Source organism: Bacteriovorax sp. As-1 (genome assembly GCF_058446905.1).
This window is the reverse complement of the sequence record NZ_CP184341.1, coordinates 92,956-106,396: the sequence shown is the minus strand read 5'-3', so window position 1 is coordinate 106,396 and position 13,441 is coordinate 92,956. Positions and strand designations below refer to the sequence as shown.

The following is a 13,441-nucleotide window of genomic DNA, read 5'->3' as shown; positions in this document are numbered from 1 at the left end:
TGATGGGGATTTTATCGAGAGGCCTAGTGTTTCAAGGGACTTAAAAAGGAGGAGCTTTAGCTAAGCTGTGAGAATTTCTGGCCGGTTTCTGAGGCATCGCCCTTTTAACCGTGGCCAGAAGTCATAAACGAATCGTGATCCTGAAGCCTCTTTCTTTGATCTTTGAGCGAGAGGAAGAAATCTTCTGAAATTTTCATCGTGTCTTTTAGATCGGGAGTTTTAAAAATCATATCCCTAAAGTAGCTCACGTTATTATAACCAGCGGCCATCCAGATTAAGTGTTTTCTAATCGACACTAAAAGCGTGTGGTCGCTGTGGGCATAAGGCACAGAGTACTCGATAAGTTTATTGATAACTTCCAAGTGATCCTGAGGCGTAAAGAAAATATCATCTGCCTCTGTCATATAAGGTTCAAGAAATAAAAATGGATTTCTTAAAGGCCCACGTCCCAGCATGAGTGCCTGGCATTTTGTGGTCTTCATTCTGTTTTTTACCAGAGTGGCCGTGTGAAGATCGCCGTTGCCAATAATATCCAGTGGTGCTTTTTCTCCCAGGAACTCCAGGTGATCCCAGTTTGCATTGCCCGTGTATTGTTGAGCGCGCGTTCTGCCGTGGACTGCGACGAATTCAATCCCCTCTTCTTTAGCGATGTGAATAACTTCTAAAGCGTTGATTGAATCGTGATCCCATCCCAGTCTGATTTTAATAGTCAGTGGAACTTTAATTGCTTTTTTCACGGCGCTGAAAAGTGGAGGAAGTGCACTTGGGTCTTTTAATAAAGATGAACCAGCACCAGTTCCTACAACTTTTTTTACCGGGCATCCCATATTGATGTCGATAAATTTTGGATTGAACTCTTCGGCCACTTTCGCAGCTTCGGCAAAAGCTTCTGCGCCTTCACCAAAAAGTTGCAGACCCATATTTTTTTCGCGCGAATCAACTTTTAGCATGTCGATAGTTCTAACATTTTTGTAATTGATCCCGTGAATTGAGATAAGTTCACTAACTGTTCCGCCGGCACCCAGGTCTTCCATGAGAAGTCTAAAAGGCGCCGTACAGATTGAAGACATCGGAGCTAAAAGTAGTGGAGAGTCAAAAGAAAGCGAGCCCATTTGAATAGGTGTGCGACGCGCTTTAAGAACATCGATTTTTTTTTGAAGTTCTGGGCTAAATGGTGCATTCTTTGTCATGAAAAATCTCTAGCTCATCAATTAGGTTTAATGACTCTAGGTAGCAGAGAGAGAAACCACCAGTCAATGGAATCGCCCTGATATGAAAAATATTTCCCAAGAAACTAAACCGAAGATGATCATTTTTGATCACGACGGCACATTGGTATGCACCGAAACTCCTGATTTTAGTTTATTTCCCGGGATTAAAGAACTTTTAGTTGATCTGGTGGCCCAGAACTTTCATATCAGCGTCTGGACGGCGAGATCCCATAAATCCACAGTGGAGAGTTTAAAAAAACTGGGGATTGCCGAGTATGTCGGAGAAATTTATGGGCATGACGATGGGTTGTCTAAACCTCACCCGATGGGGCTTTTAAAAATCACCCAAGGGATTGAAAAAGAAAACCTACTGCACATTGGAGATAGTCTCGGAGATCTCGATGGAGCAAAAGCTTTTGGAATTCCTGTTATTGCAGCTTGCTGGAATAGCACAATTCAGGTAGAAATTTTCCGTGCCAAAACACCATATGTCGCAATGAAGCCGGCCGACTGTCGTCCGATCATTGAAGCGCATTTTAACCTCAAATTGGGATAAGCATGTTTGATACGTTAAGTGAGAAATTTTCGAACGCCTTTAAATACATTCAAGGCAAATCAAAAATCACTGAAGAAAATATTGAAGAAACACTAAAAGAAGTGCGCACAGCTCTTCTGGAAGCTGACGTTAACTTCAAAGTTGTTAAAGAATTCGTGGCCGCTGTTAAAGAAAAAGCACTTGGTGAAAAAGTTATCAAGGGAGTTAACCCAGGCGAGCAGTTTGTTAAGATCATGCACGACGAACTGGCGCGTATCATGGGAGACGCCAACGAAGAAATCAATTTAGAGCGCCCGGGAATTGTTCCTATTCTGGTTGTCGGATTAAACGGACAAGGGAAGACAACGTTTTCAGGAAAGCTTGCTCTACACTTAAAAAGCAAAAAGAAAAAAGATGTAATGCTTGTTCCAGCGGATACATTCCGTCCAGCTGCGAAAGCGCAACTACAGACCCTGGCAAAACAAATCGACGTAGATTGCTTCGACTCTGATTTGAATCTTCACCCAAAAGAGATTGCCAAACTAGCTATTGAAGAAGCTAAAAAACGTCACAAGAGCGTAGTGATAATTGATACGGCCGGACGTCTACACGTCGACGCTGAACTCATGGATCAACTCAAGGAAGTTAAAGAATCAATTGCCGATCTAAAACCGGAAGTCCTGATGGTGGCAGATGCCATGACTGGACAAGCGGCCGTCGATGTTTCTAAAACTTTCCATGAAGCTATCGGTGTGACGGGAATCGTTCTCTCGAAAATGGACTCTGACGCTAAAGGTGGGGCGGCTTTATCTATCCGTCACGTCACTGGTGTACCTATTCGTTACGTTTCGATGGGCGAGAAGATGAAGGATCTGGAGTTATTCCATCCTGATCGTCTTGCTAAGAGAATCCTCGATATGGGAGACGTTCTTTCACTAGTTGAAAAAGCACAAGACAACATCAACGAGTCCGACGCTGAGTCGATGATGAACAACTTTAAAAAAGGGAAGTTCACTGTCGATGATTTCTTAAAGCAAATGGACATGATTAGTAACCTGGGCTCAATGGGCTCAATTCTAAAAATGATTCCAGGGATGGGTGGTATGCTTCGCCAGATCGGCGATCTAAGCCCTGCTGAAAACGAAATGAAGCGTATGAAGATCATCATCTCATCAATGACCAAGGCAGAACGCCAGGACTATAAAATCATCAAAGAAAGCCGTTTAAAGCGAATCGCTACCGGTTCAGGGACGACGGAAGCTCAGGTGAAGGACTTTCTTGGGAAGTTCAAACAAATGGAGCAAATGATGGGTGGGATGGCCGCTATGATGAATGGCGGAGGTTTTCCGGGAATGCCGGGATTTCCAGGTATGGGAGGGAAGAAGGGTTTTAGGCAAGATCCTAACGCTGTGAATCCTTTCGCCGGAATGCAAGGCAAGGACAAGAAAAAAGGTGGCAAAGGTCCGTGGGGCAAAGGATATTTTTAAGCATAAGCTTTTAATATTTGACTAATTAGACCGCATGAATTATTTAATTTAATCTGTTTTTTATTACTTTATGGAGAATTTTAGATGTTAACTGTTAGACTATCGCGTGGTGGAAGAAAAAATGATCCTGTTTACACAATCGTTGTAACTGACTCTCGTAAATCAAGAGATGGTGGTTTCCTTGAGAAACTAGGACAATACAACCCACACGACGCTACTTCACTTAAGAACGTAAAAGTTGACCGCCTTAAAGCTCTTGTAGCTTCAGGTGCAACTCTTTCTGATACAGTAAGAACTCTACTTAGCAACCAAAAAATCGCTCTTTAAGCTTTGTAAAAAAGCTTGTTGAGATCCACGTTTTTGGAGGTTTGTTGTGAGTGAGTTGAAAGACCTTATTAGCTACGTAAGTAAAGCTCTAGTAGATATGCCGGAAGCTGTTACTGTAAATGAGATCGTTGGAGAGCAGACGACTGTAATTGAACTAAAGGTAGATAAGACTGACCTTGGTAAGATTATCGGTAAACAAGGCCGTACAGCGAGATCACTAAGAACGATCCTAAATGCAGCGTCTACTAAATTAAAGAAGCGCTCAGTTCTAGAGATCATCGAGTAGTAAACGAAAAAAATTGATTTAACTGCCAAATTTTTTGGGGTGTAAAAAAAGGAAGTTTTCGGACTTCCTTTTTTTTATCTCTTTTAATCTAAGGGTTTAGCTTCTTTGCCCAAAATTTTCCGATGATTTGTCATACAATATATTCCTATGAGTGTAGAGCCGATCCTTTTAATCGTTGATGATAATCCTGACCTCCTTGAAATGTACGAAGAGATTCTCCAGATACCTGGTGTAAAAACTGTCGGTCTTTCTTCAGGGGCGTCCGCATTGGATTTTTGCAAAAGTAATCCTGGAGTCCAGGTGATTGTTTCCGATTCCAATATGGGCGAGATGTCTGGAATGGAGCTTCTCTCTAATCTAAGAAGCTATTATCAAACTATGCCAGTCTTCTATCTTTTTACGGGTGCCTTCGATATCAGGGAAGAAGAAGTCAAAGAGGCCGGTGGACATGGCCTTATCTTAAAACCATTTGACCTCGATGAAATTTTAGAGAGAATTAAAAAGGACATTAAATTCTAATTTTCTCTAGAGAGAACAAAGTGGTCATGGAAGACAAACAAAAAGATGCCCTTTCCCGTCAGGGAGCTGAAGAGTTTTTAAAAATTTGTGAACAGTTTAAATTGGGAAGTCTTCCCACTGAATCACCAAATCCACGTTCAATGCATTTATCAGATGAAGCGAAAACGGATGTCAGTCGTGCGATTGCGACGATTAAAGGCATTGATTACGATGTCTTTTTAAAAGTGCGTGAAGTGCTTCCTCAAATCAAATTTCTCCAGGAGAAAGTTGAGGCGACACTTAAAGCAGGAAACAATATTTTCCTCTGTGGTTGTGGAGCGACAGGAAGACTCTCTCTTGCCTTAGAGACGATTTGGAGACACAAATACGACAATCACCCTGAGTATCAAAACCGCATTTTTAGCTTTATGGCCGGAGGAGATGTCGCCCTCATACATGCGGTAGAGAAGTTTGAAGACTTCCCAGAGTTTGGCGAGCGCCAGCTGATGGAGCTTGGATTTAAGGAAGGGGATTTACTTATTTCAACGACGGAAGGAGGAGAGACTCCTTTTGTTATCGGGGCCACAGAAGCTGCTTCGAAAAAAAGCAACAACTCGCCTTTTTTCCTCTATTGCAATCCCGACGATATTTTAAAAGTTACCGCTCTTCGCTCGAAGAATGTGATTGAAAACCCAAAGATTCACAAAATCAACGTGACAGTAGGGCCAATGGCCTTGACTGGAAGCACGCGTATGCAGGCCACGACCATTTTAATGTATGTCGTGGGGCTGGCGATGTGGTTTCACGATGAGATTTTTAAAAAAATTGAAGATGAAGTCGCAGGCATCATCTCTTTCGTGGGAAAAACAGATTTTGATTTCTTAAAACCTTTCATTGAAAAAGAAAGCGATATTTATAAAAATGGTGAATATCTTCTCTATGAGACAGACTCTTATTTTGGGATCAGTATCCTTACAGATACGACGGAGAGATCGCCGACGTTTAGCTTATATCCGTTTGAAAATCAGAAGGAAGAGCATAAGAATCCTTCGCTTTCTTATATGTATTTTTCTCAGGCAAAAACTAATGAAGAGGCATGGCACTCTCTTTTAAAGCGCGCGCCACGCACGTTTTACTGGCCAGAAGTCACAGCGCAGACCACTCATGAGCGCTTGATGGGCTTTGATATCAGTCAGCACTTTCCAGCCATGAGACAAGAGTATTTAAAAAAGAAGAACCATCATTTTAAAGTGCATTTTAACCGCGAGCTTAATCAAATTCATTTTGAACTGGATTACTTAAAACACACGCTGGATTTAGGGGGACTGAATTTTCTTTCAGCTCACCTGGTCCTTAAGATTTTACTGAACAATCTCTCGACGACGATTATGGGGAGAATGGGGCGTTACGAATCTAACCTGATGACCTGGGTGCGTGCGAGCAATAATAAACTTATCGACCGCGCTGTGAGATACGCTACGACATTACTTAAGAAAAAGGGTATTGATGTCCCTTACGATCAATTAGTGCATGCGTGTTTTAGATTAAAAGATCAGATCCCTAGAGATCAGGCGCTGGTACTAAAAATGGTTGAAGAATTCGAGGGCAAGAAGCAGTAATTAAGACTGCTTCTTGTCGTTGTCGTCTATTTTTTTATTGTCTTCTTTCATTCCTTCTTTAAAGCCCTTGATTGAAGCTCCCAGAGTCTTTCCCAGCTCTGGAATTTTCTTTCCACCAAAAAGAAGTAGGGCGATGGCCGCAATTAAAAGGCCTTCTGTAAATCCAATTCCCATAACTGTTTCCTAGTATAGTTTTGAAAGCTCCATCGAGTATTTTCCCGGAGCATAATTCATAAAACGTTCATCTTTTAGTTTTTCAAATTTCTTAGACCCATAACTTGCAAACGGGAAAATCGCAATTCCTCCGCGCGGAGTGAACTCACCGATAACTTCGATGTAGTGCGGGTTCATTAACTTCACCAGGTCGTCACAGATTTTCTGAACGCAGTCCTCGTGGAAGTCACCGTGGTTTCTAAAGCTGAAAAGGTAGAGCTTCAGCGACTTTGATTCCACCATCTTTTTATCAGCGATGTAGTTGATAAAGATTTTTGCAAAATCTGGTTGTGACGTTTTAGGGCATAGAGAAGTAAACTCAGTGCACACGAATGTCGTCCAGGCCGTCTTCCCCGGGTTCTTATTATCGAAGGCCTCCAGTACTTCTGGAGAGTAAGTGGTTGGATAATCAGTGTGGCTTTCGCCTAGCGAGAAGCTTTTTAGCTCAGCTTTTCTCGTCTCTGACTTCTGGCCTTGTCTAGGCGATTTCGAAGCAGTATTCTTGCTTTTTTTCATAGGGTTTCCATAGTCTTAAAGTTCTTCTTTTGATATTAATCTTATACCATTTTAAGCCTGAGGAATAAAGCCGTGAGTGAAGGAAAAACTAAAGTTGTTTTCGTCCAGTTAGGTTCGCCTAAAAGCCCTAAAGTCAGTGATGTCAGGGCCTTTTTAAGGGAGTTTTTAGCTGATCCCCGTGTTGTGGACATCAATCCTGTCCTATGGAAGATCATTTTATACCTTTTTGTCCTGCCATTTAGGCCGAAGCGATCTGCCGAGCTTTATTCTCGTATTTGGGACGGAAAAACTTTTCCGCTTATTTCGATCACTAAAAATTTCACTGACCGCGTTCGTACATTTTTGACTTCACCCAAGGTTGAGGTCAATCATGCTTTTTTACTATCAGAGCCGCGTGTAAGTGCCGTTTGGGATGACTGGGAAAAAGACCCGAATCCTGCGACTAAACTAAAAGTAATTCCAATGTTTCCTCAGTACTCGGAGTCAACGATTGCTTCCGGACTTGATGGTCTGGCCCACGTTTATAAAAACCGCGTGAAAATTCCCGATATCAGCGTGGTGACAAATTTCCACACAACAAAAGCTTTTATAGATAACAGCGTTCTGCAAATTGATAAGTATCTTGAGAAGTTTAAAGCAGAAGGTGTGAAACTTGATCGCCTGCTTTTAACTTTCCACGGAATCCAAAAAAGAAGAGTGGTACAAAAAGAAGATGTTTATTATCAGCACTGTTTTGAAACATTCTTTTTAATCCGTTCTCGCCTAAAAAATATTTCACCTGATAAAGTGACGATGACATTTCAGTCGCGTTTTGGTTCGGAAGAGTGGCTCACTCCCTATACAGAAGACACTGTAGTGAAGTTGGTGCAAAAAGGTGAGAAACATCTCGCTGTTTACTCGCCAAGTTTTGTGGCCGACTGTTTAGAAACTTTAGATGAATTAGGGCATGAGCTAAAGCACACGGCTCAGGAAGAAGGGGGGGACATTCACTTTATCCCTTGTTTAAATGACGATGAAAAATGGTGCAAAGACTTTGCAAGTTTTGTTGAGCACCAATGCCTTTCTGATATCGAGACGCGCGAAGCTGACTTTTATACATTAGAAAAAAATGACTATAAGGAATTTATTGAAATGAGTGCTCAGGAATTAAAACAAAAATCGACACCACTAACACCAGAAGCAAAGTCTTCAATTTTTATTGTGGCCTTAACTATTTTTCTGGACCTGGTAGGATTCTCTATCATTTTCCCGCTATTTCCGAGTTTAGCTAAGCACTACCTGACAGTCGATGGAAATAACGTTTACTTACAGGCGATCTTTGGATCAATTCAATCGATTTCAAATTATACGGCCGATTCAACTAATGCTTTTTCAGGAATCGTTTTATTCGGGGGAATGCTCGGAGCGATTTATTCTTCTCTGCAATTTTTTGCCGCTCCACTTTGGGGAGCGTGGTCGGATAAGATCGGAAGAAAGCCGGTTTTAGTTCGCTCAATGGCCGGTATGGCCGTTGGTTATGCAATCTGGTTTTTCTCTGGATCATTCACACTTTTAATCCTCTCAAGAATTATCGACGGGATTATGGGGGGAAATATTTCAACGGCAACAGCTGTTGTGGCCGACGTAACAACAAAAGAAAACCGTTCTAAAGGGATGGCAATCATTGGTGTGGCCTTTGCTTTAGGATTTGTTGTTGGACCGGCATTTGGTGGGATTCTTTCACTGATTGATTTAACAAAAATTTATCCAGCTTCAGTTGCATGGGGAGTTAACCCATTTTCTGTTCCAGCTGCGTTTGCTTTTATCCTTTCTGTCTTTAACACAGTATGGATTTCTTCAAAGTTTAAAGAAAGTCTACCTCCTGAAAGAAGAGGGCAAGCTAAAACAGAAAGAAGTGCCAACATCTTTAAGCTGTTTAAACCTCTTCCATACCCAGGAGTTAACTTAGTTAACCTTGGATACTTCTCATTTCTAACAGCTTTCTCAGGAATGGAGTTCACTCTAACATTCCTGGCCGCAGAAAGACTAAATTACACATCAATGCAAAATGCTTATATCTTCATTTGGATTGGATTCATTATCGCTTTCGTCCAAGGTGGATTTGTTAGAAGAAAAGCGGCAGTCATCGGTGAAAAGAAAATGGCCCTGATCGGGATGATCTCTTTAGTGCCAGGTCTTTTATTAATCGCTCTAGCTTACTCATCACCAATGTTATACGCCGGATTATTCTTCCTGGCCGTTGGGTCTTCGATGATCATGCCATGTTTAACAACTCTGGTAACGTTTTATACGCCAAGTGAAGAGCAGGGAAGAAGTGTGGGGATCTTCAGGTCAATGGGAGCTCTTGCCCGCGTTCTAGGGCCAATTTTTGCAGCGATCATTTACTACAAAGATGGATCAGCAGCACCATACTACATTGGAGCTGTTTTCTTAATTATCCCAATTCTAATGGTGATGAAACTTCCAGAAGTTAAAGAGCAGGTTGCTTAATTTGAAACTTGGATATGTGATTTATTATGTTGAGAGCGTAGAAAACACAGTGGCCTTTTATGAAAAGTCCTTGAATGCAGGAGCAACAGAAGTAAAAGCTCCAAAAGAAAAGCCTTGGGGGCAAACTCTCAGCTACGTGAGGGACCTTAACGGATTTCTTGTCGAGATCTGCTCACCAATCGGCTAACAAAGAAACGGATTATATTTTTTCTCTTCAAAGATGCGGGTCTCATCACCGTGGCCCGCAATCACTCTGGTTTCATCAGGCAAATTAAAAAGCCTTTCTTTAATCGACTTAATAATAAGCCTTCCATCGCCACCAGGAAGATCACTTCTGCCAATAGAGCGCTGGAAAAGAGTGTCGCCTGCAAAGAGCATCGGCTCGTCAAAATACTCGGTATAAAAAGAACATGAGCCAGGTGTGTGTCCTGGAGTGTGGATTGTTTTTAGGAATGTTTTAATTTCCGGGTCTTCAAATGAGAACTCTTCGTTGTCTTCAAGATAAGAGTCGATTGGTTTTGGAGCACCGACAACTTGCCTGAAAAACACGCCTTGCTGAGGAAGAGCATCATAGAGAAACTGATCGCCTTTATGCAGATGCAGAGTCGCTCCAGTGGCATTGGCCACTTCTGTGCTTCGTCCGATGTGATCGAAGTGCGCGTGAGTGTGGATGAGTTTTTTTACTTTAAGATTTAAATCCCTCACCTTTTGCAGAATGAATTCATGATCATTTCCCGGATCGATGATGATCGCTTCTCTGGTTATATCAGAGTAGAGGATAGAGCAATTGCATTGGTAATTGCCGACGGGGAAGCTAATGAGGATGAGGGAGTTTTTCTTTAGTGTGTTCATGGGGAAAGGGTTGGTTTGGTAGTTGATGGCCACCTCTTGGTGGCCAAATAATTTCTCATTCAAAGCAAAAGCGGTTGGAAGAGCTAACTCTAAAACAAGGGAGTTGGCCTCTTTTTAGCTCTTCTCCATTTCAATTTGAGATTGAATGTAGTTCTGGATTCCTACTTGCTTAACAAGCCCTACTTGAGTTTCAAGCCAGTCAACATGCTCTTCTTCGCTTTCAAGGATGTGAAGGAACAAGTCGCGAGTCACGTAGTCTGATTCGCTCTCAGCAAGCTTGATGCATTTTTTTAGGTGAGGGATAGCTTCGTTTTCAACTTCTAGGTCAGCTTCCATCACTTCTTGAACCGTTTGCCCTATTCTGATGCGGTCGATTTTTTGTAGGTTAGGTAGTCCTTCAAGGAAAAGAATACGCTTGATAAGTTCATCAGCGTGTTTCATTTCATCAATTGAAGCTTTGTATTCAAGGCGACCTAGTTTATCTAGTCCCCAGTTTTGTAACATTCTTGCGTGAAGAAAATATTGGTTGATTGCTGTTAACTCTTTTGTAAGAACAGAATTAAGAGCATCAATGATTGCCTGACTTCCTTTCATAATAAGCACTCCAAAAAAAAGTAAAGTGTGAGATGCCTAAGATTATGAGTCGGATTTTTTGCTTTTGGAATCTAAATTGTTCTGATTATCGAGGATTTTTTTGACAGCATCGACTACACATGCCCCGCATGAGTCGCCGATTCCAAGATTTTTTAGGATTTGGTCCTGAGAGTGGTTGTGTGTCCCGATTTGGTCCATCAGCATTTTCTCAGTTATTCCTTTGCAAATACAGATATACATTTAAAGTGTCCTCTTGTTGCCATTCTAGTTCAAAAGTATGACTAGTCAAACTAAAATATCTATCTTCTAACAAGTTGCTGAATTTACATGATTCCTCTGGGTAAAAAAGACCTGTCAATAAAGCTGACAGGGGGTGAATTCTTTACAAGCTCAGCCCACCAACAGGCCTTTGGCCCGTATCATAAGAGACACATCTTTTATCAAGACCAGAGGCCTTTATGAAGACGAAGAACCTTTTTTTAGCCCTTTATCTATTAGTAGGTACGAATGTATTTGCTCAAGACATTGCAGGAAAAGATCCTTTCAGTGTGCAGATGAAGAAGCCACATGATGTCGTTCTTTTAAACCATGGACTAGCTTCACTGGAAGAGCGTCTGCAGATGATTGAGAGAGCTGAGAAATTCATCGACGTAGAATACTTCATCTATAGAACAGATAAATCAGCAAAACTTTTTACTCAGGCCTTAGTGAAAAAAGCACGCGAGGGTGTAAGGGTAAGAATGCTGCTTGATTGGTTTATGGTTAAAAGTGACCTTTCTCCTTTTTATACCCATGAGTTGGAAAAAGAAGGAATTGAAGTTAAGTACTTCAACACGACATCGACGCTTAATTTGTTTTCAGGACAATATAGAAACCACAGAAAACTTATTTTAGTAGACGGAAAAGAAGTGATCACTGGTGGAAGAAATATCGGTGATGAGTACTTTGATTTACATGAAGAATACAACTTCCTGGACCGCGAAATACACATTCAGGGTGACATGGTTGCCTCTATTCAGAAAACATTTGATGAAACATTCGCTGCTAAAAAGAGCGAGCGCGTGGCCCGTGATAAAATGCCTGAAAGTGATGACCCAAAATACAGAAGAGGGGATAATGATGACACTGCCGGGTACGAGTACGACCTGAAGAAGTGGAAAGAAAAAGTGAAAATTGCTCAGGATTTCGTCAATACTCCAATAGATGCAAAACGCGAGCAAGACATCAGAGAAAAAGGACAAGCTGAATTAAGTAAAGAGTACCGCGGCTCATGTAATGAAATTACATTCATGTCTGAGTACCCAAGCATTGGAACAAAAAACAGAAAAGAAAACCGTGTGATTAAGCACAACCTTTTCGAGCGTATCGCGAAGTCTGAAAAATCGATCCTGATTGATTCTCCTTACTTTATTGTTAACAAGGAGCTTTCAGAGTCTCTGGATAAGGCCCTTGCTAATAAAGTTGAAATCAAACTTTTAACGAACAGCTTAAACTCAACAGACGCTATCTACGTTTACGCAAACTTCGACAGCAACGTGAGAACATGGTTAAACAAAGGCCTGGACTCATACATCTTTAAGGGAGCAAGACCAGATTCATACGAAGTTTTAGAAAGTGAAGCAGGCAAGGCGCGTTTTGGAGTTCACGCTAAGACTTTTATCTTTGACGATAAAAACGTGATCATCGGGACATATAACGTAGACCCAAGATCTGCTAACTATAACTCAGAAATGGTTGTAGCTTGTGAAAATTCACCAGAGCTAGCTGTTGAAGTCAAAAAAGATATTGATTCAAGATTAAGTGGAAGCATCCATCTTGATTCTGAAAAGACGATTGCTGACGCTGAATTCTACCAGATCGGGTTTGGGAAGAAACTTTTGTATTACTTCACAAAAATCCCGGCAAACATCTTCGACTACCTACTGTAATTTGACTATAAGCTCTCGGGCGATATTGATCCCCGAGAGCTCTTCTGCCTGCTCAAAACCTGGAATCGGATTCACCTCTAAAATTTTAATGCCGCCTTTCTCCGACAACAATAAATCAAGTCCCGCATAGTCCAGCCCACTGTGAAGGAAAGCTTTCTGAGCAATAGACTCCAAGTCTTTTGGAAGCTTCTTAAGGATTTTTCCATTTGAGCGTTTTGCATTTCCGCGGAAGTCATCTTTGGCGATGGTTTTTTCAATGCAGGCGAGGATCTCACCCTTAAGCATAAAGAGGCGCCATTCTTTTTTGTGAGGTATGTAGGGCTGGATTAAAAAACGCTGGTCTTTCATTGCATGGAAAGTTTCCAGCACACTTTGAAGTGACTTTTGTCCTTCCAGAAAGTTTACGCCAATCCCCTGATTGCCACGGTTCATTTTTAAGATGTATTGGGCTCCAAGTTTGGCGATGGCAGCCTCAAGTTCATCAGTCATCGTCCCTCTGAAAAGAAGGGTTGTAATGGCAGGCAGATCATATCGATTAAAAAAAAGCGACTGAAGATCTTTTGAACGGAATGTCCCAAGGGCATTGTAAGGGTTCGAAATTTTCATCCCCAGGTTATCATGATGCTTCGTGACCACCAGATCAAAATCGTCGTAATTGGTTCCGGTTGTCCTATGGAGGTAGAGTCCGTTTTTCTCCTTTTCTTTGGGAAGAATCTGGTGCTGATAAGGGTTTAGGTACAAAACGGAGTGTTTTTGTTTTTTGCCTTCTTCAATCAACCTCTTGGTTGTATAGAGATTAGGGTTAAGACTGGCGATAATAAGATTATTTTTTCCCATGGGGACTCACTAAGTTTTGATTGAATTCCTTAAAAGAACCTAGTTATA

Annotated in this window: 15 protein-coding genes and 1 pseudogene; 9 read left to right on the top strand and 7 right to left on the bottom strand. The window is 41.5% G+C overall.

Features of this window, described 5'->3' with window-relative positions; all coding sequences use genetic code 11:
- Nucleotides 1-104 precede the first annotated feature (104 nt).
- Nucleotides 105-1,190: a tRNA dihydrouridine synthase gene (locus ACN20O_RS00515; protein ID WP_491636137.1), complete on the bottom strand. Its 1,086-nt coding sequence runs from the start codon at nt 1,188-1,190 to the stop codon at nt 105-107.
- 82 nt (nt 1,191-1,272) lie between these two features.
- Between ACN20O_RS00515 and ACN20O_RS00510 the strand changes: the two genes are divergently transcribed.
- The 6 genes from ACN20O_RS00510 to ACN20O_RS00485 all read left to right on the top strand — a co-directional run bounded on the left by ACN20O_RS00510 (nt 1,273) and on the right by ACN20O_RS00485 (nt 5,963).
- Nucleotides 1,273-1,767 carry an HAD family hydrolase gene (locus tag ACN20O_RS00510; RefSeq protein WP_491636135.1) on the top strand — a complete coding sequence of 165 codons (495 nt, stop codon included), beginning with the start codon at nt 1,273-1,275 and terminating at the stop codon, nt 1,765-1,767.
- A 2-nt stretch (nt 1,768-1,769) separates the two neighbouring features.
- A complete protein-coding gene (gene ffh, locus ACN20O_RS00505; protein WP_491636133.1) occupies nt 1,770-3,233 on the top strand; it encodes a signal recognition particle protein in 1,464 nt (487 codons plus the stop codon).
- 84 nt (nt 3,234-3,317) lie between these two features.
- A complete protein-coding gene (gene rpsP / locus ACN20O_RS00500) occupies nt 3,318-3,560 on the top strand; it encodes a 30S ribosomal protein S16 (protein WP_102243912.1) in 243 nt (80 codons plus the stop codon).
- A 97-nt stretch (nt 3,561-3,657) separates the two neighbouring features.
- The gene (locus ACN20O_RS00495; protein ID WP_491639243.1) at nt 3,658-3,846 is read left to right on the top strand and encodes a KH domain-containing protein; all 189 of its coding nucleotides are present in this window, start codon (nt 3,658-3,660) and stop codon (nt 3,844-3,846) included.
- A gap of 147 nt (nt 3,847-3,993) precedes the next feature.
- Nucleotides 3,994-4,365: a response regulator gene (locus ACN20O_RS00490; RefSeq protein WP_491636130.1), complete on the top strand. Its 372-nt coding sequence runs from the start codon at nt 3,994-3,996 to the stop codon at nt 4,363-4,365.
- A gap of 26 nt (nt 4,366-4,391) precedes the next feature.
- A complete protein-coding gene (locus ACN20O_RS00485; protein WP_491636128.1) occupies nt 4,392-5,963 on the top strand; it encodes an N-acetylmuramic acid 6-phosphate etherase family protein in 1,572 nt (523 codons plus the stop codon).
- Here the strand turns inward: ACN20O_RS00485 and tatA are convergent, their stop codons facing one another.
- Together tatA and queF are read right to left on the bottom strand one after the other, a co-directional pair.
- Nucleotides 5,964-6,137, bottom strand: coding sequence for a twin-arginine translocase TatA/TatE family subunit (gene tatA / locus ACN20O_RS00480; protein WP_491636125.1), 174 nt, complete (start codon nt 6,135-6,137; stop codon nt 5,964-5,966).
- A 9-nt stretch (nt 6,138-6,146) separates the two neighbouring features.
- The gene (gene queF / locus ACN20O_RS00475) at nt 6,147-6,692 is read right to left on the bottom strand and encodes a preQ(1) synthase (protein WP_102243908.1); all 546 of its coding nucleotides are present in this window, start codon (nt 6,690-6,692) and stop codon (nt 6,147-6,149) included.
- Between the two features lie 72 nt (nt 6,693-6,764).
- On the opposite strand from queF, the gene hemH reads away from it, so the two are divergent.
- The gene (gene hemH / locus ACN20O_RS00470) at nt 6,765-9,182 is read left to right on the top strand and encodes a ferrochelatase (RefSeq protein ID WP_491636123.1); all 2,418 of its coding nucleotides are present in this window, start codon (nt 6,765-6,767) and stop codon (nt 9,180-9,182) included.
- A 76-nt stretch (nt 9,183-9,258) separates the two neighbouring features.
- Nucleotides 9,259-9,369: pseudogene (locus tag ACN20O_RS00465) on the top strand (VOC family protein); the annotation flags it as partial.
- Here ACN20O_RS00465 and ACN20O_RS00460 read toward each other — a convergent pair.
- The 3 genes from ACN20O_RS00460 to ACN20O_RS00450 form a co-directional block, all read right to left on the bottom strand.
- The gene (locus tag ACN20O_RS00460; protein WP_491636120.1) at nt 9,366-10,034 is read right to left on the bottom strand and encodes an MBL fold metallo-hydrolase; all 669 of its coding nucleotides are present in this window, start codon (nt 10,032-10,034) and stop codon (nt 9,366-9,368) included. The pseudogene ACN20O_RS00465 and the gene ACN20O_RS00460 sit on opposite strands and share 4 nt — an antisense overlap.
- Before the next feature lie 114 nt (nt 10,035-10,148).
- The gene (gene bfr / locus ACN20O_RS00455) at nt 10,149-10,628 is read right to left on the bottom strand and encodes a bacterioferritin (RefSeq protein ID WP_491636118.1); all 480 of its coding nucleotides are present in this window, start codon (nt 10,626-10,628) and stop codon (nt 10,149-10,151) included.
- A gap of 42 nt (nt 10,629-10,670) precedes the next feature.
- On the bottom strand, nt 10,671-10,868 hold the full coding sequence (locus ACN20O_RS00450) for a (2Fe-2S)-binding protein (protein ID WP_491636116.1): 198 nt from the start codon (nt 10,866-10,868) through the stop codon (nt 10,671-10,673).
- A gap of 218 nt (nt 10,869-11,086) precedes the next feature.
- Between ACN20O_RS00450 and ACN20O_RS00445 the strand changes: the two genes are divergently transcribed.
- Entirely contained in the window at nt 11,087-12,556 is a 1,470-nt protein-coding gene (locus tag ACN20O_RS00445; RefSeq protein WP_491636114.1) for a phospholipase D-like domain-containing protein, read from the top strand.
- Here the strand turns inward: ACN20O_RS00445 and ACN20O_RS00440 are convergent.
- Complete coding sequence (locus ACN20O_RS00440; protein ID WP_491636112.1) at nt 12,548-13,393, bottom strand: ATP-grasp domain-containing protein; 846 nt, start codon at nt 13,391-13,393, stop codon at nt 12,548-12,550. The genes ACN20O_RS00445 and ACN20O_RS00440 overlap by 9 nt on opposite strands.
- Nucleotides 13,394-13,441 lie beyond the last annotated feature (48 nt).